Source organism: Microbacterium sp. SA39 (genome assembly GCF_000967865.1).
Taxonomy (GTDB): Bacteria; Actinomycetota; Actinomycetes; order Actinomycetales; family Microbacteriaceae; genus Microbacterium.
Genome location: NZ_JXRU01000030.1, coordinates 80430 through 101226, shown reverse-complemented (window position 1 = coordinate 101226; position 20797 = coordinate 80430). Strand labels below are relative to the sequence as shown.

Here is a 20797-nt window from a genome sequence, read left to right as displayed (position 1 = left end):
GACCGCTGTGAAAGGATCGGATCATGTCCTCGGTCGTACAGCTCATCCGTTCCGCTTCGCTCGCCGATGCCCCGTACGCGTATGCGGCCACCGCTCCGGCAGGCTCCCGCCTCATCTTCCTCGCCGGTTCCTGCCCGTTGAACGAAGACGGAACGACCACGGCGCCCGGCGATTACGCTGCCCAGGCCGCGCAGTGCATGCAGACCCTGACCAAGGCGCTTCGCGCGGCTGAGGCGACGCTTACCGACGTCATCAGTACGCGCGTGCTGGTCGCTTCGTCGGCACAGGCTGATCTCGTCACCGCATGGGACGTCGTGCACGCCGCGTTCGGCGCACACGATGTCCCCAGCACGCTGTTGGGGGTCACGGTTCTCGGCTACGACGACCAGCTCGTCGAGATCGAGGCTGTCGCCGCTGTCAGCGGGGCGTAGAGACAGCTCGAGACATGCGGCCGTCGGGTGCAGATGACGATCAGCCTCTGAGCTCGTCGTACCCTGGCGGGATTCCGGCGGAGATCGACGCGAATCCGCTGAATCGGCGACGATGCCGCCCCCTAGGCTGAGGTCATGATCGATCGTGTCGACTTCTTCGCCGCCAAGCTCGACTACGAGACGGATGCCAGTGACGTCCATGCCGCCTTGAAGGCCGGAGAGCAGCTCGTCGTGATCGATGTGCGCTCCGACGAAGCCTGGGCACAGGGGCGGGTCTCCGGCGCTGTACACATGCACTACAGCGAGATCGCCGCCCGTGCCTATCAAGAGATCCCTGCAGACGCCGAGGTCGTCGTCTACTGCTGGAGCCCCGGATGCAACGCCGGAGCGAAGGGAGCTCTCGAATTCGCGAAACTCGGGTACAGCGTGCGCGAGATGATCGGCGGTTTCGAGTACTGGGTCCGCGAGGGATACCCGGTCGAGGATGCCGACGGCGTGCACCGCCGCCCCGTCGACCCGCTCACCGGCATCGCGCGCATCCGCAGCCGCGCCTGATCCGACATCGCGCGCACACACGAAGAAGGCCCTCGGACGAATCCGAGGGCCTTCTTCGACACTGCTGATCAGCGCGCGAAGTGACCGCGGTAGTACTCGAAGACCCAGCCGACGATCGCGACGACGAAGATCGCGAGTCCGATCGGCAGGAGGAAGTGCCCGACGGCGAGGCCGACGACGAACACGGCGGCGGAACCGGCGAGGACGATCGGCCACCAGGACCAAGGGCTGAACTCGCCGAGCTCAGGGTCGCCGTCGTCGATATCTGCCGTCAGGATGTCTTCCGGCAGCTCACCGCCCTGGGCACCGTGCGTGCGGTCCAGGTAGAACGCGATCATGGCGCCCATGAAAGCCGCGAAGAACAGAGCGACCGTTCCGACCCACTCGATCTGGTTGACGAGCGGCAGAGTGGGGTTGGCCAGGATGTTCCAGCCCGTGTAGACGACGCCGATGAGAGCGAAGAAGGCGGTCAGGATCCACCAGAGAATGACGTTGTCGCGCATGACTTAGTGGGCCTCTCGCTCGCCGGGGGCCGTGGTGGCGAACTCGGCCGCCTCCGGGTGGTTCAGGTCGAATGCCGGGCGCTCACTGCGGATGCGCGGGATCGACGTGAAGTTGTGACGCGGCGGCGGGCAGGACGTCGCCCACTCGAGCGACGCACCGTAGCCCCACGGGTCGTTGACGGTGACCTTCGGTGCCTTGCGGGCCGTGATCCAGACATTCAGGAAGAACGGGAGCATCGAGGCACCGAGGATGATCGCCCCGATGGTGGAGACCTGGTTCTGCCAGGTCCAGCCGTCGGCAGCCGAGTAGTCGGCGTAGCGACGCACCATGCCGTCGACGCCCAGCCAGTGCTGAATGAGGAACGTCATGTGGAAGCCGATGAACAGCATCCAGAAGTGCACGTAGCCGAGACGCTCGTTCAGCATGCGGCCCGTCCACTTCGGCCACCAGAAGTAGAACCCGGCGAACATGGCGAAGACGACGGTTCCGAAGACGACGTAGTGGAAGTGCGCGACCACGAAGTACGAGTCGGACAGGGCGAAGTCCAGCGGCGGGGCCGCGAGGATGACACCGGTCAGACCTCCGAAGACGAAGGAGACGAGGAAGCCGAGAGCGAAGACCATCGGCGTCTCGAAGGTCACCGATCCTCGCCAGAGCGTGCCGATCCAGTTGAAGATCTTCACACCCGTCGGCACGGCGATGAGCATCGTCATCACTGCGAAGAACGGCAGCAGCACCGAGCCAGTCACGTACATGTGGTGAGCCCACACCGCGACGGAGAGTGCGGCGATCGCGATGGTCGCGTACACCAGGGTCTTGTACCCGAAGATCGGCTTGCGGCTGAACACCGGGAAGATCTCCGACACGATGCCGAAGAACGGCAGCGCGATGATGTAGACCTCAGGGTGTCCGAAGAACCAGAACAGGTGCTGCCAGAGCAGGACGCCGCCGTTCTGCGGGTCGTAGATGTGCGCACCGAGGATGCGGTCGGCGGCGGCGGCGAAGATCGCCGCAGCGAGGACCGGGAAGGCCATCAGCACGAGCAGGCTCGTGATGAGCGTGTTCCACGAGAAGATCGGCATCCGCCACATGGTCATGCCGGGGGCACGCATCGTGATGATCGTCGTGATGAAGTTCACCGCACCGAGGATCGTTCCGAAACCGGAGATTCCGAGACCGACCATCCACAGGTTCCCGCCCGCTCCGGGCGTGAACGACGCGCTGGCGAGCGGCTGATACGCGAACCAGCCGAACGACGCCGCCCCCTGCGGGGTGAGGAAGCCGGCGACCGCGATGGTCGAGCCGAACAGGAACAGCCAGAAAGCGAAGGCGTTCAGTCGTGGGAACGCGACATCGGGAGCACCGATCTGCAGGGGCAGGATGGCGTTGGCGAAGCCGGCGAAGAGCGGCGTCGCGAACATGAGCAGCATGATCGTGCCGTGCATCGTGAACAGCTGGTTGTACTGCTCCTTCGTCGGGACGATCTGCATTCCCGGCGCGAACAGCTCGGCGCGGATGACCAGTGCCATCACGCCACCGAGGAGGAAGAACAGCACGGACGCGATCAGATACATGTACCCGATGGTCTTGTGGTCCGTGGAGGTGATCCACTTGACGACGATGTTGCCCTTCTGCTCCACGCGCGAGGTGCTCATCAGAGCGGCCTGGCGGGCGGGCAGAGCAGTGGGTCGGGAGCGGGGGGCCTCATCGGTGCGGGGGGCTTCAGTTGTCGACATGGCTTACTCCTCTCCTTCCTCGGAGTCGTCCTCGGGGGTGGTGCCGGGGTAGTTCTGCAGACGGTCGTACGCGTCCGAGATGTCTCCCGTGTTGCCCTGCTCATCGAGCGACGCGAGATAGGCGTCGTACTCGTCCTGCTCGACGACCTTGACGTTGAAGAGCATCATCGAGTGGTACTCGCCGCAGAGCTCGGCGCACTTGCCGGCGTACTCGCCGACGCGCGTCGGGATGAAGGACCAGGAGTTGTCCTTGCCGATGAACATGTCCTTCTTGTACAAGAAGTCGATGATCCAGAAGGAGTGGATGACGTCGCGCGACTGCAGGTCGATCGTGACCTTCTTGTCGACCGGCAGGACCAGAGTCGGCAGCTGCGACTGGTCGATGTTGCCCTCGGCGTCGGGCTGGGCCTGGATGCCCATCGTCCAGACGGTGTCGTCATCGGACTCGGCGTCGTACTGGAAGTCCCATGCCCACTGCTTCGCGATCGCGGTGATCTCGACGTCGGGGTCGTCCCACTTCGTCTCGATCTCGTTCTGGTCGCGGGCCGTGAAGAAGAACATTCCCAGCACCAGGATGAGCGGCACGATCGTGTAGAAGATCTCGATCGGCATGTTGTAGCGCATCTGGACCGGCAGGCCGGTCTGGCCCTTGCGGCGGCGGTACGCGATCGCCGCCCAGGCCATGAGGCTCCAGGTGATGACGCCGACCGCGAGGAGGACGATCCACGAGTTGACCCAGAGGCCGGAGACTCGCTCGGTCTGGTTGGTGGCCGCGGGCTCACCCTCGATGAAGCCGGGAAGGTAGCCGTTCAACTCGGTGGTGGTACATCCCGCCAGGACCACGGCTGCCGCCACTCCCAGGGGGAGAGCGACCCAACGAAGGCGGTGTTTCGAGGGCACGATGCACCTTTCAGATTGCGGACAGGGCACACCCCAAGTCTAGGGCAACCTCACACCTGATTCATGCCAAGCACGCAGCTTGGCGGGGTCTTTCGGATCAGTGGAAGCTGTCGCCGCAGGCGCAGCTGCCTGCCGCGTTGGGGTTGTCGATCGTGAAGCCCTGCTCGGAGATCGTGTCCTTGAAATCGATGGATGCACCGTCGAGATACGGGACGCTCATGTTGTCGACGATGACCTCCACGCCGTCGAAGTCGACGGTCACGTCGTCTTCCAGGAAACGCTCGTCGAAGTAGAGCTGGTAGATCAGGCCGGAGCATCCGCCAGGCTGGACGGCGACGCGCAGACGGAGGTCGTCGCGACCCTCCTGCTCGAGCAGGTTCTTCACCTTGACGGCAGCGGCGTCGGTGAGGCTGATGCCGTGCGCCTGGGTGGTGGTCTCAGCGGAAGTCAGTGTGGTGTCGCTCATGTCGCTCCTTGTCACGGGGCCGCAGGGGCACGGCGTTCCCGCCAATTCTACCGCCGGTCGGACCGGAAGGGTCAGACCTCGCGCGCGTTCATCCGGGTGAGGAGCAGCGCCTCCGTGGCGACCGCGTGCCGGAAGGTGTCGAGATGAAGCGACTCGTTCGGGCTGTGTGCGCGGGAATGCGGGTCCTCCACCCCCGTGACCAGGATCTCGGCGGCTGGGAACTCGCGCACGAGGTCGGCGATGAAGGGGATGGATCCGCCGACTCCGAGATCGACCGGATCGACCCCGTATGCGTCCCGCATCGCGTCACGGGTCAGCGAGACCGCCCATCCGCTCGTGTCCACCAGGAAGCCGTTGCCGAGGTCGACGTCGGAGAAGGTGAGGTCCGCGCCGAACGGCGCGTGCGCGCGGAGGTGGGCTTCGAGGGCCGCGTACGCGTCTTCCCCCGTCTGGCCCGGCGCAACGCGCGCGCTGATCACGACCGTCACCTCGGGGAGGAGGGTGTTGGATGCCGCGGCCACGCTCGTGGCGTCGATGCCGATGACGGTGATCGACGGCTTGTTCCAGATGCGGCTGAGGATGGTGCCGTTCCCGATCGGCGTGGTGCAGGGAAGCAAGCCCGCCTCGTCGCGGAGCGTCTCCTCGGAGTACTCGGGAGTCGGGGCATCGCGCTCGGTCATCCCCTCGACCGCGACCGAGCCGTCGTCGTTCCACAGCGTCGAGAGCAACCGGATGGTCGTCATCATGGCGTCGGGCGCCGCTCCCCCGAACATGCCGGAGTGCGAGGCGTGGTCGAGCGTGCGCACGCGCAGCGTGAACCGAGCATTGCCTCGCAGCGAGACCGTGAGGCCCGGAGTCACCGAGTCCCAGTTGCCCGAGTCGGCGACGACGATGGCGTCGGCGCGCAGTGCTTCCTTGTTGTCGGACAGGAACTGCGCGAAGGAGCGGGAGCCGTACTCCTCCTCCCCCTCGATGAACATGGCGATGCCCAGATCGAGGTCGTCGCCGAGTGCGTCGCTGACGGCACGGATAGACGCGATGTGCGCCATGATCCCGGCCTTGTCGTCTGCCGCGCCGCGGCCGTACAGACGCCCGTCGCGCACCGTCGGCTCGAACGGCGGCGTCTCCCACAGTGCGTCGTCGCCGGGAGGCTGCACGTCGTGGTGCGCGTAGAGAAGGATCGTGGGCTTGCCGTTGCGGGCGGCGCGGGTGGCCAGCACCGCTGGCTGCCCATGCTCATCGGTGCCGGGAATCAGGGCTCGGAGCACGCGCACCTCGTCGAACACCCCGGTACCGCGGGCGAGCGACGCGACGGCATCCGCACTGCGCTCCAGCTGCGTCTGATCGAAAGCCGGCCAGGCCATGCCCGGAATGCGGACGAGGTGACCGAGATCAGACAGCGAGGAAGGGATGCCGATCGCCACCGCCTCGAGGACCGCCGCCTCGGACTCGCTGGACGATGTCGACGGGCCGGGGTGAGCAGAAGAGTTCATGCGAGTAATCTTAAGGTGATCCACCTTCAGCGAACCGAGGAATCTCGTGGCCACTACCCCTGTCTCCCCTTCGACGAACGACGACGCCTCCCAGACGCCAGCCGTCGGCAAGGGCCGTGCGACGCCGACCCGCGCGGAGCAGGAGGCGGCCCGCCGCCGTCCCCTGGTCGCGAACACCAAGGAGGCAAAGGCGGCCGCCCGCGCCGAGCTCAATGAGCGTCGGGCGCGCGCACAGGCCGGAATGGCGGCCGGCGAGGAGAAGTATCTCCCCGTTCGCGACCGCGGCCCGCAGCGCCGTTGGGTGCGCGACTACGTGGATGCCGGCTGGCACCCCGCAGAGTTCGTGATGGCCGTCATGGTCCTGGTCATCCTCGCGTCGCTGATCCCCGCCAACCTCGCGATCTCCTTCTACGCCTACATCGTGATGATGGGCTACCTCGTCATCGCGATCGGCGGCATGATCCTGCTCGGCTTCCGCGTGAAGCGCAAGGTCGCCGCCAAGTTCGGCGCGGAGCGCATGGAGAAGGGCCTCGGCTGGTACGCCGGGATGCGCGCCCTGCAGATGCGATTCATGCGTCTGCCGAAGCCGCAGGTCAAGCGCGGACAGTACCCCGACTGATCAGTCCGCGGTTGAGTTCGCGGCCCCAGAACGGGCCGCGGTAGAGGAACGCCGTGTATCCCTGCACGAGGGTCGCACCGGCATCCAGACGCTCCTGCACGTCGGAAGGGGTCTCGACTCCACCGACGGCGATGACGCAGAACTCAGCGGGCACCGCGGCGCGCACGATGCGGAGCACCTCGAGAGAACGCTGCTTCAGCGGCGCGCCTGACAGCCCGCCGGCGCCTGCGGCCTCGACCGCCGCGTCGTCGGTGAGCAGACCGTCGCGGCTGATCGTGGTGTTGTGCGCGATGATGCCGGCGAGTCCCTCCTCGACGGCCATCCGCGAGATCGCGGCGAGCTCCTCGTCGGGAAGGTCGGGTGCGATCTTCACGAGCAGGGGCGTCGTGCCGGATGCCTCACGGACGGCGCGCAGCAGCGGTGCCAGGGTCTCGACGGCCTGCAGTCCGCGGAGCCCGGGTGTGTTCGGGGACGACACGTTCACGGCGAGGTAGTCGGCGAGCGGCGCGAGCCTGGTCGCCGAGGCGACGTAGTCGGCAGTGGCATCCTCGACCTCGACCACGCGGCTCTTGCCGATGTTGACGCCGACCACCGTGTCGGGTGCGCCACGGCGCAGCTTCGCGAGACGCCGCGCCACGGCATCCGCTCCCTGATTGTTGAAGCCCATCCGGTTGATGACGGCCCGGTCGGCGATGAGACGGAACAGCCGCGGCTTCGGGTTCCCCTCCTGCGGGATCGAGGTCACGGTGCCCACCTCGACGTGACCGAAGCCGAGCGCGGCAAGACCGCGGACGCCGACGGCGTTCTTATCGAAGCCGGCGGCGATGCCGAAGGGCGACGGGAACGTGAGTCCGAGAGCCTCGACCCGGAGGGACGGGTCGGGGCGCGTCAACGCACGGGTCGCCATCGAGAACGGCGGTGTCCCGAGGACGCGGATCACCGCCATGCCGGCGTGATGGGCGAACTCGGGATCGAAGCGCGAGAGGACAGCGCGGAAAAGCAGCGGATACATCCCTGCAAGATTACCGGTCTGCGGACTCCTGCTTCGAGTGGTCGGCGCGAAGATCTGTGATGGCGGACTCGAAGTCCTCGAGCGAGTCGAACGCCTGGTAGACGCTGGCGAAACGGAGGAAGGCGACCTCGTCGAGTTCGCGCAGCGGCCCGAGGATCGCGAGGCCGATCTCGTTCGTGTCGAGTTGCGAGACGCCGGTCTGCCGTACCGCCTCCTCCACCCGCTGAGCGAGGATCGCCAGGTCGGCCTCGGTCACGGGCCGACCCTGGCAGGCCTTGCGCACGCCGGAGATGACCTTCTCCCGGCTGAACGGCTCCATGACGCCGGACCGCTTGATGACGTTGAGGCTCGCCGTCTCGGTGGTCGTGAACCGGCCGCCGCACTCCGGGCACTGACGGCGGCGCCGGATGGAGAGCCCGTCATCGCTGGTGCGCGAATCGATCACGCGCGAATCAGGGTGACGACAGAAGGGGCAGTGCATTTGACCGATCCTACGCCGTGAAGCGCGCCTCGATCGCCTCGCCGTGGGCTGGCAGCACCTCGGCGTTGGCGAGCGCCACGACCCCTTCGCGCACCGCGGCGAGAGCGGCTCGATCGTAGGAGATGACCTGCTGCGGGCGGAGGAATGTGTAGGCCCCGAGTCCGGGAGCGTAGCGTGCCTGTCCCCCGGTCGGCAGCACGTGGTTGCTGCCCGCCATGTAGTCGCCGAGGCTCACCGGGGTCTGATCGCCGACGAAGACCGCGCCGGCGCTCGTGAAGACGGATGCCGCTTCTTCGGCGTCCGCGAGGTGCAGCTCGAGGTGCTCGGGCGCGTAGGCATTGCTGAAGGCTGCGGCCATCGCACGGTCGTCGACGAGGACGATGGCGGACTGCGGTCCGTCGATTGCGACGCGCACGCGCTCACTGTGCCTGGTGGTCGCGGCGAGCCTGTCGACCTCTTCGACGACGCGACCGACGAGCTCGGGGGCATCGGTGACCAGCACCGCGGACGCCTGCTCGTCGTGCTCGGCCTGGCTGATGAGGTCGGCGGCGATCAGACGAGGATCGGCATCCGCGTCGGCCACGATGAGGATCTCTGTGGCGCCGGCCTCCGAGTCCGTGCCGACGACGCCGGCGACGGCGCGCTTGGCGGAGGCGACGAAGTTGTTGCCCGGCCCCGACACGACATCGACCGGGTCGAGCCCGATCGATGGCACTCCGTGCGCGAAGGCGCCGATCGCGCCGGCGCCACCCATGGCGTAGACCTCGGTGATGCCGAGCAGCCCGGCCGCCGCGAGGATCGTCGGGTGGATGCGGCCGTCCTGATCCGCCTGCGGCGGCGAGGCGAGCGCGATGTGCTCGACGCCGGCGACCTGTGCCGGTACGACGTTCATGATCACACTCGACGGGTACACCGCCTTGCCGCCGGGGATGTAGACACCGACGCGCTGCACCGGCTGCCAGCGTTGGAGGATCCGCGCCCCTGGTCCGATCTGGGTGGTCTGCGGGTCGGGGACCTGGGCTTCCGAGCCCTGGCGCACGCGGACGATCGCCTCTTCGAGGGCGGCGCGCACGATCGGATCGACCGAGGCGAGAGCCTGGCCGATGTGCTCGGCCGGTACGCGGACCGCGTGCCCGGCGACCCGGTCGAACTGCTCAGCCTGCTCACGGAGAGCGGCCTCGCCGCGCTCGCGCACGTCGTCGACGATGCGGGTCGCCGTGTCGAGTGCCTCCGCGCGCGCCTGGGTGGCGCGGGGCACGGCCGCGAGCATGTCACTGGGCGAAAGCTCGCGCCCCCGCAGGTCGATCGTTCGCATGTCAGCCTTTCGTGATGTCGAAGATCTCGTGAAGGTACCCGATGCGGCCGTCGTCATGGCGGATGACGTAGGCCCCTCCCCTGTCTTCGATCACGAGTGCCCAGGCGTTCGGCCCGATGCGGAACAGCGGCTCGCCACGCTCGTCGTGCACGTCGCGCTCGGAGGGCGCGAGGATCCAGAACGGCTGAACGGCGGGCACGGGTGTCTCACGCGGGTTCGTGGCGTCGAGGTCGGAATCGAACTCGGTCTCGCGCTCAGCGTCGGACTCTGAGGCCCGCAGATCGGACACGTGCTCGCCCGTCTCGATGCGTGCGGCCGTTCCGAGCAGCGACTCGATGCTGCCGGTGTCCGACACGATCTCGGGCTCCTCGCCGCGGGACCGCCGCGAGTATGCGGGCACGTACTCCTCGTCGGCCGTGACCTGCTCGGTGCCCGTGCCTCCCCCGGAGGCGTGGGAGGCGAGCGGAACCTGGGCGGCGAGGTCGAGGCGCGCGATCTCGTCGGTCGCCTGCGGACCGGACGCCTCACGATCGAAGTCGGCGGCGTCCGGCAGCACGGCCGTCTCCGCGTAGGTGGCCCCGACGCCGGGCTCCGACGCCGGCGCCGCTGCCTCTGCGTGGTCAGCGGCTTCGGAACGCTCCGGTCGCTCTGGGCGCGGACGCTCGATCACCGGACGCACCGGGTTCGCGTGGCGATGAGCCAGGGTGACGAGGCGACCGTGGAAGTCTTCCTTGAGCCCCGGGATGATGGGAGCGAAGACCGTGAGCGCGACCAGCGCCAGCGACGCGAGCAGCATCACGATGCCGTTCCACGGCAGGCCCCAGAACCCGCCGTCGATCAGGGTGGAGACGGAGAGCCACAGCGTGCCGAGCCAGACGGTTGCGGAGACGGAGAACGCGACGGACGCGAACTGGTCGATGCCGAGCGAGCCGACGCGGCGGATCCCGTCCGGCGAGAAGCGCCGCAGCACCAGCAGGAACACCGCGACAGTCGGCACGCCGATCGGCAGGATCCACTGGATCCCGATGCCCCAAAGGGAGAGTCCGCTGTTGAGGGGGAAGAAGGAGACGACGAAGGCCACCAGCCAGACGCCCACGATGAGGAGCTCGCGCAGGGTGAAGCCGAGGATGCCGAGCTGCGGGGTCACATCTTCGTCGTAGAGAACGCCGTCCTCCTCGCTGAAGGTCGCGTCCTCGGCATCCGGCTGTTCGGGCAGATCCGTGCTCATGGTCGTCCTTTCGTCACGGTTCTCGTCGGAGGCGTGCGTCTAGCCCTCCGACGGCTCACGATCCTACCTGCTCACCCCAGACAGGCGGGACCGAGCAGTGACTTGAGGTCACCGAAGAGGTCCGCCGACACCTTGACGGGCATCGGCACCTCGAAGACTTTGGCGCTGCCTCCGCGGTGCACGCGGAGCAGGACCTCGGTGTCGCCGTTATGCCGTCGCAGGATCTCGGCCAGCTCGTTCATGACGCGCTCCGTGGCTCGCTGCTCGGCGAGGACGAGTGACAACGGGCCGGCGGCGTCGAACGAGCCGACGTCCGGGGCGAACGCCGACTGCGCGTGGAGGTTCAACCCGTCGTCCCGCCGGGAGACGCGTCCTCGGACCGCCAGGATCGAGTCCTGCTGCAGGATGTGCTGGAACTCGATGTAGGTCTTGCCCATGAACATCACGGTGACCTCACCGTTGAAGTCCTCGACCGTGATCATGCCGTAGGGGTTGCCGCTGGCCTTGGCGACGCGGTGCTGCACGCTGGTCACGAGGCCGGCGACCGTGACCTGGTCTCCGTCCTGCATGTCCTCGGAGTTGTTCAGGTCGTGGATGGAGATCGACGCGTGCTTGGCGAGGGGGACCTCGAGGCCGGCCAGCGGGTGATCCGACACGTAGAGGCCGAGCATCTCCCGCTCGAACGCGAGCTTGTCCTTCTTGATCCACTCCGGTCGCGCGGGGACTTTGGCCGGTGCGACCTCTTCGGTGCCGTCGTAGAGGCTGTCGAAGTCGAATCCGATCGCTCCCTGCGCCTCGTTCCGCTTGCGATCCACCGCGGCTTCGACGGCATCCTCGTGCACCTCCATCAGGGCCCGGCGCGAGTCTCCCATCGAGTCGAAGGCGCCGGCCTTGATGAGGGATTCGACCGTGCGCTTGTTCGAGACGTGCAGCGGCACCTTATCGAGGAAGTGGTGGAACGAGTCGAACCGCCCGTCCTTGCGCGCCTTCACAATGCCGTCGACGACGTTGCTTCCGACGTTTCGGACGGCGCCGAGGCCGAAGCGGATGTCGTCGCCGATGGCCGCGAAGTAGTTGATCGACTCGGAGACATCGGGCGGCAGCACCTTGATGCCCATGCGGCGGCACTCGTTCAGGTACAGCGCCATCTTGTCTTTGGAGTCGCCGACGCTGGTGAGGAGCGCGGCCATGTACTCGGCCGGATAGTGGGCCTTGAGGTACGCGGTCCAGTAGGAGACGACGCCGTACGCCGCCGAGTGCGCTTTGTTGAAGGCATAGTCGGAGAACGGGAGCAGGATCTCCCAGATCGCGTTGACCGCGCCGTCGGAGTAGCCGTTGGCGTGCATGCCGGCCTGGAAGCCCTCGAACTGCTTGTCCAGCTCGGACTTCTTCTTCTTACCCATCGCACGACGGAGGATGTCGGCCTGACCGAGCGAGAATCCGGCGACGCGCTGCGCGATCGCCATCACCTGCTCCTGGTAGATGATCAGGCCATACGACTCGTCGAGGATGTCGGCGAGCGTCTCCTCGAACTCGGGGTGGATCGGCGTGATCGGCTGCGCGCCGTTCTTGCGGAGCGCATAGTTCGTGTGGGAGTTGGCACCCATGGGGCCCGGGCGGTACAGGGCGATGAGCGCCGAGATGTCACCGAAGTTGTCGGGCTTCATGAGGCGCATGAGGGAGCGCATCGGGCCGCCGTCGAGCTGGAACACGCCGAGAGATTCGCCGCGGCCCAGCAGGTCGTAGGCGCCGCGGTCGTCGAGAGGGAGATGCTCGAGGTCGAGCTCCTCGCCACGGTTCATGCGGATGTTGTCGAGCGCGTCCGAGATGATCGTGAGGTTGCGCAGCCCCAGGAAGTCCATCTTGATCAGGCCGAGCGACTCGCACGACGGGTAGTCGAACTGCGTGACGATCTGGCCGTCCTGCTCACGGCGCATGATGGGGATGATGTCGAGCAGCGGCTCCGACGACATGATGACGCCGGCGGCGTGGACACCCCACTGGCGCTTCAGTCCCTCGAGACCGAGGGCGCGGTCGAACACCGTCTTCGCCTCGGGATCGGTGTCGATGAGGGCGCGGAACTCGCTCGCCTCCTTGTACCGCTGATGCGAGGAGTCGAACATTCCGTCGAGGGGCATGTCCTTGCCCATCACGGGCGGCGGCATCGCCTTGGTGAGCCGCTCGCCCATGCTGAACGGGAAGCCCAGCACGCGGCCGGCATCCTTGAGCGCCTGCTTGGACTTGATGGTGCCGTAGGTGACGATCTGCGCGACGCGCTCCGAGCCGTACTTCTGGGTCACGTACTCGATGACCTCGCCACGACGCCGGTCATCGAAGTCGACGTCGAAGTCGGGCATCGACACGCGATCGGGGTTGAGGAAGCGCTCGAAGATGAGGCCGTGCTCGAGCGGGTCGAGGTCGGTGATGCGCATGGCGTACGCGACCATCGATCCCGCACCGGAGCCACGCCCCGGGCCGACGCGGATGCCGTTGTCCTTGGCCCAGTTGATGAAGTCGGCGACGACGAGGAAGTAGCCGGGGAACCCCATCTGCAGGATGATGCCGGTCTCGTACTCGGCCTGCTTGCGCACCTTGTCGGGAATGCCGTTCGGGTAGCGGTATTGGAGGCCGACCTCGACCTCTTTGATGAGCCAGCTGTCCTCGGTCTCCCCATCGGGGACGGGGAACCGGGGCATGTAGTTGGCCGCAGTGTTGAACTCGACCTCGCAGCGCTCCGCGATCAGCAGCGTGTTGTCACAGGCCTCTGGGTGGTCGCGGAACAGCTGCCGCATCTCGGCGGCCGTCTTGATGTAGTACCCGTCGCCGTCGAACTTGAAGCGGTTGGGGTCGTCGAGCGTCGAACCCGACTGTACGCAGAGCAGCGCCTCGTGCGCATCGGCCTCGTGCTGGTGGGTGTAATGCGAGTCATTGGTGCCGACCAGCGGGATGTTGAGGTCCTTCGCGAGTCGCAGCAGATCGGTCATCACGCGGCGCTCGATCGACAGCCCGTGATCCATGATCTCGGCGAAGTAGTTCTCCCTGCCGAACAGGTCCTGGTACTCGGCCGCCGCCGCGCGGGCGGCGTCGTACTGGCCTAGCCGCAGACGGGTCTGGATCTCGCCCGACGGACATCCGGTGGTCGCGATCAGTCCCTGGGAGTAAGTCTGCAACAGCTCGCGGTCCATGCGCGGCTTGAAGTAGTAGCCCTCCATGCTCGAGCGGGAGCTGAGCCGGAAGAGGTTGTGCATCCCCTCGGTGGTCTCGCTCCACATCGTCATGTGCGTGTACGCACCGGAACCCGAGACGTCGTCGCTCTTCTGGTCGGGAGAGCCCCACTGCACGCGGGACTTGTCGCTGCGGTGTGTGCCCGGGGTGACGTAGGCCTCGAGTCCGATGATCGGTTTCACACCCGCCGCGTTGGCCGCCTTGTAGAACTCGAAGGCGGCGAAAGTGTTTCCGTGATCGGTCACAGCGATGGCCGGCATCCCGTAATCGGCGGCCGCCTGGGTCATCGCCGCGATCTTCGCCGCACCGTCGAGCATCGAGTATTCGCTGTGCACATGGAGGTGGGCGAAGGAGTCGGATGCCATGCCTTCGAGTCTACTTTCGGCATCCGACGTCGGGCGCCGAAGAGCCCCGGCACCAGGATCGGTGCCGGGGCAGATGACGTGGGTACGGACTACGGCGCGTCCATGATCGTGGTCTCGATCCTCACGCGGATGTCCGGAACTCCGGCGGGAACGAGCCCCCCATCGTCCTTGACGTACTTCTGCGTGTACTCCGTCACCCATCCCGTGTTCATGTCGATCGAGATGGTCTCCCTTCGCGCGTCTATCTGATCGAAATCCACGGCGTACGTGACGATCGAACCGCTTGTGGAATCGATTGCCGCCCGACCCGAGACCTTGAGAGCCTCGATGTACGCCACGCGCATGTCAGCCGGTGCGTAGTTCGAGTGGAGGACGCTCAGAATCTCCATCATCACCGAGTCCTCCCGACTGTCTCCCGCCTCAGAGAAGAAGTCGTACCAGTAGTCCAGAAGCGCCTGTGGGTCGCGGGGCTGCTGATCGTAGTACGTCGGGCCGCCGATTGAGGGCAGATCTCCGTACTCCAGTCCGCCGGTGGATCGAAGCTCGGTGACACCTGGGCTGTATGGCACCATGGTGTCCCAGGTCATTCTCACCACCTCGTTGTCCTGACCGAAGATCTGGAGGCGCTCGCTCTGAGGGCCGTATCTGCTCACCCACTCACCGGCGCGATCACCAGGGACGTCGGTTGTGCTGTAGCTCCGCATCAACGCCGCCGAGATGGGCGGATTCGATACTGACGCGGGATAGCTGTAGACATCGGCGTAACCGGTGCGGTATACGATCCGTTCCGCTGTCCCTGTGATGCGCAGCATCTGCCCCGCCTGCGGGGTCGTTCCGGGGAATGGCTCCGTGATCGTTGTGCCGGACGTCGGTGAAGGCTTCGGAATCGTCTGGCCGGGCTCACGAGGATCGGCGGTAGGTACCGGAATCGCTTCCACCTGCGGAGTCGGAGCAGGTGCCGTGAGCTGACCGACGACCACGACCCCCGCCGTCACCGCAGCCACTCCCGCGACCGCTCCCGCGATCAGGAACATCGGCCGCTTCGTCAGGCGCTTGCGCTCCGCGAGCCGGCTGTCGTCGATTCCCTGCAGCAGCCGGATGCGGGAACCGATGATCCGGTCCTCTGTCAGGCTCGTTCCCGCGTTGACTTCACGCACGCGCTCGAAAACGTCCATCGACCGCTCCTTCCTTCTCGTTCACGACTTTTTCTCGGATGATCGCTCTGGCCGGGTCCAGCCGAGTCCGCACGCGGTTCATCCGTGATCGGACCGTCCCGACCGGAACCCCGAGGGCGACCGCGACCTCTTCATAGGTCAGATCGCCCCAGGCGTAGAGCAGGAGCGTCTCTCGATCCTTCTTCGACAGGGCGGCGATGCGCGGGGCCAGCTCGCGGGTCGAGATCTCCGCATCGAGACGAGCGATCGTCGCCTCCAGGTCGCCCTGGGAGATGTGCTCCTCGCGGTGCGCGGACTCGACGCTCGACCGGAAGTGCTTGGCCTCCTTGGCACGGTGTTTCCGGATCAGCCGGGAGGCGATCCCATACAACCAGGGAAGCGCCGAATCCCACGACGTATCGAACGACTTCCGTCGCGCGAACGCGACCAGGAACGTCTCGCTGAGGATGTCCTCGCCCGCATCGGGGCCGAGACGGCGGGCGGCGTACCCGCCCACCGTCCTGGCGTGCCGATCGAACAGTTCGGCGAAGGCTCGGGGTTGCCCGAGCGACCGCTGAATGATCTCGCTGTCTGTGCTCACGCTATGTATTGCTCCAGAACGCGCGGATGGTTCAAAATTCGTCATGGAGCATCATCGACGACTGTGACCGTCTGCGAGACCAGGTGGTTGGGCACGCCGTCCGGCACAATCGTCCCGCCAGAGCCGAGCGTGAAGGAGCTGCTCGTGACGAGCGCTGTGCTGGTGTCGATCGAGATCGAGTCCCAGCGTTCGTTCGCAGCGTACGTCGGGAACGAGAGCGTGACCACATTGCCGACTGTGCCGAGAACGACGCCGTTCGGCATCATGCTGAGAGCCTGGTACATCGCAGGCCGCAGGTCGGCCGGCGCCGCGTTGAGTTGCAACTCCTGAATGAGGAACCCCACCACCATGGCATCGCTGTCAGGGCCCGCGGTTGCTCCTGAGTAGTCCCGAATCCAGTCGATGAGCGCGGCAGGATCGCGTGGCAGCTGCGCATAGTGCGCATCCGACCCGAACGGAACGTCGGTCACATTCGGCAGCCCGCCCTCATAGCGTCGAATGATGGGATCGGTCATCCCGCTGAACTGCTCCAGCCAAGCTTGCGACTGCACGCCAGCCTCCTCGCCGAAGAGGTCGACGATCTGTCGGTCCGGGCGGAACACCTCAACCCATTCGTCAGATCGATTCGCGGGGATGTAGGTGGTGTACGAGGACGTCACCGTCCAGCCGGCCGTCGCTTCGGCGCGCGAAGGATTGAGGTCGCCAGGCGCATAGAGAACAAGCTGTTGCGATTGGTGGTCGATCATGAGGTACTGCCCCGGCCCCGCAACAGGGGCCGGGTATGACGCGGTCGTGTTCGCGGCTCCGGACAGAACCGACTGCACCGTCAACGGCTCGACCGTCGGTTCCGGGCTGGGTTCCGCCGAGGGCTTCGGCGCCACCGTCGGGATGGCTTCTATGCCTCCGCCCGTCATCGGCGCCGTGAGATTGCCGACAACGAGGACTCCTGCCGTCACCGCTGCAGCCGCGCCCACCAGACCGACCGTGATGATCCACGGACGTCGTGCAGCACGCGATCGCGCCGGGCGCTTCTCCGCGTGGATCTCTGTCAGTAGTCGCGCACGCGCCGCCGAGATGTTCTCGTCGGCTCCGTCGATCTCCGGACGCGTCTCCTGCACCTTCTCGAAAACGTTCATCGGACTCTCCCTGCTGAGTGATCTGACTGCATCTGCATCTGTGTCTGTGTCTTCGCCAGAGCCTGAGCCCGGCGCACCGGGTCCAAGCGCTTTCGCACGCGGTTCAACCGTGAACGGACCGTCCCGACCGGGACCCCGAGCGCTGCGGCCACCTCCTCGTAGGTCAGACCCTGCCAGGCGTAGAGCAGAAGGGTTTCGCGATCCTTCGGCGCGAGTGCGGCGATGCGCGCCCGCAGCCCTTGGACCTCACGTTCCGCGTCGAGCCTGATCATCGCGTCGTCGACCCCACCCTCCGAGGAGTGCTCCTCACCCGTGACCGCGGCCGCGAACGAACGCCAGTGCTTCGCCTCCACCGCGCGATGCCGACGAATCAGTCGCGACGCGATGCCGAGCAGCCAGGGCACGGCTGACTCGACGCCGACGTCGTAGTCCGCGCGACGCCGGAAGGCGACGAGGAACGTCTCGCTCAGGACGTCCTCCGCGGTATGCCGCCCGACCCGATACGACGCGAAGGCGTTCACCACGCGCGAATGTCGATCGAAAAGCTCGGCGAAGGCTGGCGGATGGTCCAAAGATCGTCGAATGATCTCGCTGTCTGTGCTCACGCTGTGTATTGTCCGTGCGCAGGCAAAGGGTTCACGTTTTCTTCGGCAACTTCGTCGTATCCGTGAGATCCAGACGCATCAGAACCCTCGGAAAGCCGTCCAGGACTGATCCCGTGTCGGACGCCTTGGTGAACCCGGCGTTCTCGAACAGACTCCGGGTTCCGACGTAGGCCATCGTGAGGTTCACCTTCGCCCCACCGTTGTCGACCGGGTATCCCTCGATCGCCGGCGCCCGGCGCTCTCGCGCGTAAGCGACCGCCCCTTCGATCAGGGCATGCGAGATGCCCTGCTTGCGGTATCCCGGCCGCACACGGAAACACCAGAGGGACCAGACATCGAGGTCGTCCACCTGCGGGATGAGCCGATTGCGGACGAAACTCGTCTCTCTCCGCGGATGCAGCGCGGCCCAGCCGATCGGCTCGTCATCGAGGTACGCGATGACACCCGGCGGCGGATCCTGATGGCAGAGCTCGCGCACCCGATCGGTCCGCGCCGGACCCTTCAGGGCGACGTTCTCCTTGTTGCCGATCCGGTAGCTGAGGCAGAAGCAGACGTTCGACGTCGGGTTCTTCGGACCGACCAGCGTCGCCACGTCGTCGAACTCGATCGCCGGCCGCACCTCGATGCTCATGCGCCCAGTGTGGCGCACACCGGAGACATCGTCGCGCTTCGACAGGCTCAGCGACCCAAGCCCGCCCGGGCTATTCGCCGCGCAACACGGCGAGGGCGTGCTGGAAGTCCGCCGGGTACGGCGACTCGAACTGCACCCACTCCCCCGTCGCGGGGTGCGCGAACGCGAGCTGATGCGCGTGCAGCCACTGGCGGGTCAGACCGAGGCGGGCGGACAGCGTGGGATCGGAACCGTAGAGCGGATCGCCGACGCACGGATGCCGGTGTGCCGCCATGTGCACGCGGATCTGATGCGTGCGGCCGGTCTCAAGGTGGATCTCGAGCAAGGAGGCACCCGGGAAAGCCTCGAGCGTCTCGTAATGCGTCACCGAGGGCTTGCCGTCGGGCACGACCGCGAACTTCCAGGAATGGTTGGGGTGCCGTCCGATCGGGGCTTCGATCGTCCCCGTGAGCGGATCAGGGTGTCCCTGCACCACCGCGTGATAGATCTTCTCGACCGTGCGCTCCTTGAACGCGTGCTTGAGCGCCGTGTACGCGCTCTCCGTCTTGGCGACGACCATGAGCCCGCTCGTCCCGACGTCGAGGCGATGGACCACGCCCTGACGCTCGGCCGCCCCGCTCGTCGCGATCCGGAAACCGGCGGCGGCGAGGGCCCCGATGACAGTCGGCCCCTCCCATCCTACGGAGGGATGAGCGGCGACGCCGGAAGGCTTGTCGACCACGATGATGTCGTCATCGTCGTACACGATGCCGAGGTCGGGCACGGCGATCGGAACGATCCTCGGCGGCTCCTTGGGCTGCCACTCGACCTCGAGCCAGGCGCCGCCACGCAGGCGGTCGGACTTGTCGAGAGTCACTCCGTCGAGCTGCACGCCCCCGGCCGATGCCACATCGGCGGCGAAAGTGCGCGAGAAGCCGAGCATTCGCGCGAGGGCGGCATCGACGCGCTCGCCGTCCATGCCATCCGGGACGGGAAGGGACCGTGACTCCACGATCAGCGACCGCTCGAGGGGGACGGCGTCTCGTCTGTGGGCGCCACGCCTGCGCCGTCGTCCGCAGCATTCGTCGTCACGACATCGCGCTCCGACTCCTCTGCCGCGATCGCGACGGCTTCGGCATCCTCGTCCGTCTCGACGACCGCATGCTGATGGTCCCGCTCACGGGTGCCGTCGAAACGGAGGCCGAGCACAACGAGCAGCGCGACCGAGATCATGCCCGTCACGATGAAGATGTCGGCGACGTTGAAGATCGCGGGCATCATCCAGGGCATGGAGATCATGTCGACGACGTGGCCGTTGCCGAAGCCCGGCTCGCGGAAGAGGCGATCGGTCAGATTGCCGAGAACGCCACCCAGCAGCACGCCGAGAACGACAGCCCACCACCGAGAGCGCAGGTTGAACGCCTTCCAGATGATGATGACGGCGACGACGCTCAGAGCGATGGTGAAGATCCAGGTGACTCCGCTGCCGAGCGAGAAGGCCGCGCCGGAGTTGCGGATGAAGTACAGCTGAAGGAACTCACCGAGAACGGGAACCACCTCGTGTAGAGGGAGATTCTCGACAGTGAGGTGCTTCACAAACTGATCGGCGGCCAGCACGACCGCTGCGAGAATCGCAACGATCGCACCGGCCGCCGACCGACGAAGGGGACGGCGTCCTGACAAGAGGGCGCCTTACAGACCGATCGCGGAGACCGGCGTGGAGTCCGTCGAAGCCGACTTCTCGTCGAGGTCGCGGAGCTGACCCTCGATGTAGCCGCGCAGCTGCGAGCGGTAGTCGCGCTCGAAGTTGCGGAGCTCTGTGATCCGGGCCTCGAGCGTGTTGCGCTCGCGCTCCAGGCGCGCCGCCTCTTCGCGCTGCTTGGCCTCGGCCTCCGTGCGGATGCGGTTGACCTCGTTCTCGGCATCGGCGATGAGCTGATTGCGCTTCGCCTCACCCTCGGCGACGTGCTCGTCGTGCAGACGCTGTGCGAGCTCGATGATGCCGGCGGTCGCCGTGGCGGATCCGGAGGGAGCAGGCTCCGCCGGGGCTTCGGCGACCGGCGCAGCAGGCGCCTCGGTGACGACCGGCGCCGCAGGGGCAGCAGCGGTGGTCTCGGCGGCCTCTGGGGCTGCGCCAGACTCGTAAGCGGCCAGCTTGGCCTTCAGCTCGACGTTCTCTTCGAGGGCCTTGCGCCACTCGATGACGATCTCGTCGAGGAAGTCGTCCACCTCGTCAGGGTCGAAGCCGTCCTTGAAGCGGACGTGCTGGAACTGCTTGGTGACGACGTCATCCGGGGTAAGTGCCATGATGGCTCCTCTTTCGATGAGTTCGGTTGCCAGTTTCGATGATGGCATGGTCGT

Annotated in this window: 21 protein-coding genes; 3 read left to right on the top strand and 18 right to left on the bottom strand. The window is 66.4% G+C overall.

From position 1 onward, the window contains the following. The first annotated feature begins 23 nt into the window (after positions 1-23). Both RS85_RS06385 and RS85_RS06380 read left to right on the top strand, forming a co-directional pair. Positions 24-431, top strand: a complete 408-nt coding sequence (locus RS85_RS06385; RefSeq protein ID WP_046012603.1) for a RidA family protein — start codon at positions 24-26, stop codon at positions 429-431. A 135-nt stretch (positions 432-566) separates the two neighbouring features. Continuing rightward, complete coding sequence (locus tag RS85_RS06380; RefSeq protein ID WP_046012602.1) at positions 567-986, top strand: rhodanese-like domain-containing protein; 420 nt, start codon at positions 567-569, stop codon at positions 984-986. A gap of 68 nt (positions 987-1054) precedes the next feature. Here the strand turns inward: RS85_RS06380 and RS85_RS06375 are convergent, their stop codons facing one another. The 5 genes from RS85_RS06375 to RS85_RS06355 form a co-directional block, all read right to left on the bottom strand. After that, positions 1055-1489 carry a cytochrome c oxidase subunit 4 gene (locus RS85_RS06375; protein WP_046012601.1) on the bottom strand — a complete coding sequence of 145 codons (435 nt, stop codon included), beginning with the start codon at positions 1487-1489 and terminating at the stop codon, positions 1055-1057. Positions 1490-1492: 3 nt separating this feature from the next. Continuing rightward, positions 1493-3226 (bottom strand): aa3-type cytochrome oxidase subunit I, encoded by a 1734-nt coding sequence (gene ctaD, locus RS85_RS06370; protein WP_046012600.1) that lies wholly within the window; start codon positions 3224-3226, stop codon positions 1493-1495. A 3-nt stretch (positions 3227-3229) separates the two neighbouring features. Next, the gene (gene ctaC / locus RS85_RS06365; protein ID WP_046012599.1) at positions 3230-4126 is read right to left on the bottom strand and encodes an aa3-type cytochrome oxidase subunit II; all 897 of its coding nucleotides are present in this window, start codon (positions 4124-4126) and stop codon (positions 3230-3232) included. A 97-nt stretch (positions 4127-4223) separates the two neighbouring features. Then, a complete protein-coding gene (gene erpA, locus RS85_RS06360; protein WP_046012598.1) occupies positions 4224-4592 on the bottom strand; it encodes an iron-sulfur cluster insertion protein ErpA in 369 nt (122 codons plus the stop codon). A 71-nt stretch (positions 4593-4663) separates the two neighbouring features. Then, complete coding sequence (locus RS85_RS06355) at positions 4664-6085, bottom strand: dipeptidase (protein WP_046012597.1); 1422 nt, start codon at positions 6083-6085, stop codon at positions 4664-4666. Between the two features lie 46 nt (positions 6086-6131). On the opposite strand from RS85_RS06355, the gene RS85_RS06350 reads away from it, so the two are divergent. Then, the gene (locus tag RS85_RS06350; RefSeq protein WP_046012596.1) at positions 6132-6704 is read left to right on the top strand and encodes a DUF3043 domain-containing protein; all 573 of its coding nucleotides are present in this window, start codon (positions 6132-6134) and stop codon (positions 6702-6704) included. On the opposite strand, the gene RS85_RS06345 is transcribed toward RS85_RS06350, so the two are convergent. The 13 genes from RS85_RS06345 to RS85_RS06285 form a co-directional block, all read right to left on the bottom strand. Beyond that, positions 6679-7716 carry a quinone-dependent dihydroorotate dehydrogenase gene (locus tag RS85_RS06345; RefSeq protein ID WP_046012595.1) on the bottom strand — a complete coding sequence of 346 codons (1038 nt, stop codon included), beginning with the start codon at positions 7714-7716 and terminating at the stop codon, positions 6679-6681. The genes RS85_RS06350 and RS85_RS06345 overlap by 26 nt on opposite strands. Before the next feature lie 10 nt (positions 7717-7726). After that, positions 7727-8197: a transcriptional regulator NrdR gene (gene nrdR / locus RS85_RS06340; protein WP_046012594.1), complete on the bottom strand. Its 471-nt coding sequence runs from the start codon at positions 8195-8197 to the stop codon at positions 7727-7729. A gap of 10 nt (positions 8198-8207) precedes the next feature. After that, positions 8208-9512, bottom strand: coding sequence for a histidinol dehydrogenase (gene hisD, locus RS85_RS06335; protein WP_046012593.1), 1305 nt, complete (start codon positions 9510-9512; stop codon positions 8208-8210). Between the two features lies 1 nt (position 9513). After that, the gene (locus tag RS85_RS06330; protein WP_046012592.1) at positions 9514-10740 is read right to left on the bottom strand and encodes a hypothetical protein; all 1227 of its coding nucleotides are present in this window, start codon (positions 10738-10740) and stop codon (positions 9514-9516) included. A 71-nt stretch (positions 10741-10811) separates the two neighbouring features. Beyond that, entirely contained in the window at positions 10812-14330 is a 3519-nt protein-coding gene (gene dnaE, locus RS85_RS06325) for a DNA polymerase III subunit alpha (RefSeq protein WP_046012591.1), read from the bottom strand. A gap of 89 nt (positions 14331-14419) precedes the next feature. Beyond that, positions 14420-15364 carry a hypothetical protein gene (locus RS85_RS06320; protein WP_152642345.1) on the bottom strand — a complete coding sequence of 315 codons (945 nt, stop codon included), beginning with the start codon at positions 15362-15364 and terminating at the stop codon, positions 14420-14422. 115 nt (positions 15365-15479) lie between these two features. After that, a complete protein-coding gene (locus tag RS85_RS06315) occupies positions 15480-16085 on the bottom strand; it encodes an RNA polymerase sigma factor (protein WP_052703449.1) in 606 nt (201 codons plus the stop codon). Positions 16086-16126: 41 nt separating this feature from the next. Continuing rightward, positions 16127-17059: a hypothetical protein gene (locus tag RS85_RS06310; protein ID WP_152642344.1), complete on the bottom strand. Its 933-nt coding sequence runs from the start codon at positions 17057-17059 to the stop codon at positions 16127-16129. Positions 17060-17217: 158 nt separating this feature from the next. After that, positions 17218-17826: an RNA polymerase sigma factor gene (locus RS85_RS06305; RefSeq protein ID WP_046012587.1), complete on the bottom strand. Its 609-nt coding sequence runs from the start codon at positions 17824-17826 to the stop codon at positions 17218-17220. 31 nt (positions 17827-17857) lie between these two features. Further along, positions 17858-18457: a GNAT family N-acetyltransferase gene (locus RS85_RS06300; protein WP_046012586.1), complete on the bottom strand. Its 600-nt coding sequence runs from the start codon at positions 18455-18457 to the stop codon at positions 17858-17860. 70 nt (positions 18458-18527) lie between these two features. Continuing rightward, positions 18528-19448: an RluA family pseudouridine synthase gene (locus tag RS85_RS06295; protein WP_046012585.1), complete on the bottom strand. Its 921-nt coding sequence runs from the start codon at positions 19446-19448 to the stop codon at positions 18528-18530. 2 nt (positions 19449-19450) lie between these two features. After that, positions 19451-20119 (bottom strand): signal peptidase II, encoded by a 669-nt coding sequence (lspA, locus tag RS85_RS06290; protein ID WP_046012584.1) that lies wholly within the window; start codon positions 20117-20119, stop codon positions 19451-19453. Between the two features lie 9 nt (positions 20120-20128). After that, the gene (locus tag RS85_RS06285) at positions 20129-20743 is read right to left on the bottom strand and encodes a DivIVA domain-containing protein (protein WP_046012583.1); all 615 of its coding nucleotides are present in this window, start codon (positions 20741-20743) and stop codon (positions 20129-20131) included. Between the last annotated feature and the right edge of the window lie 54 nt (positions 20744-20797).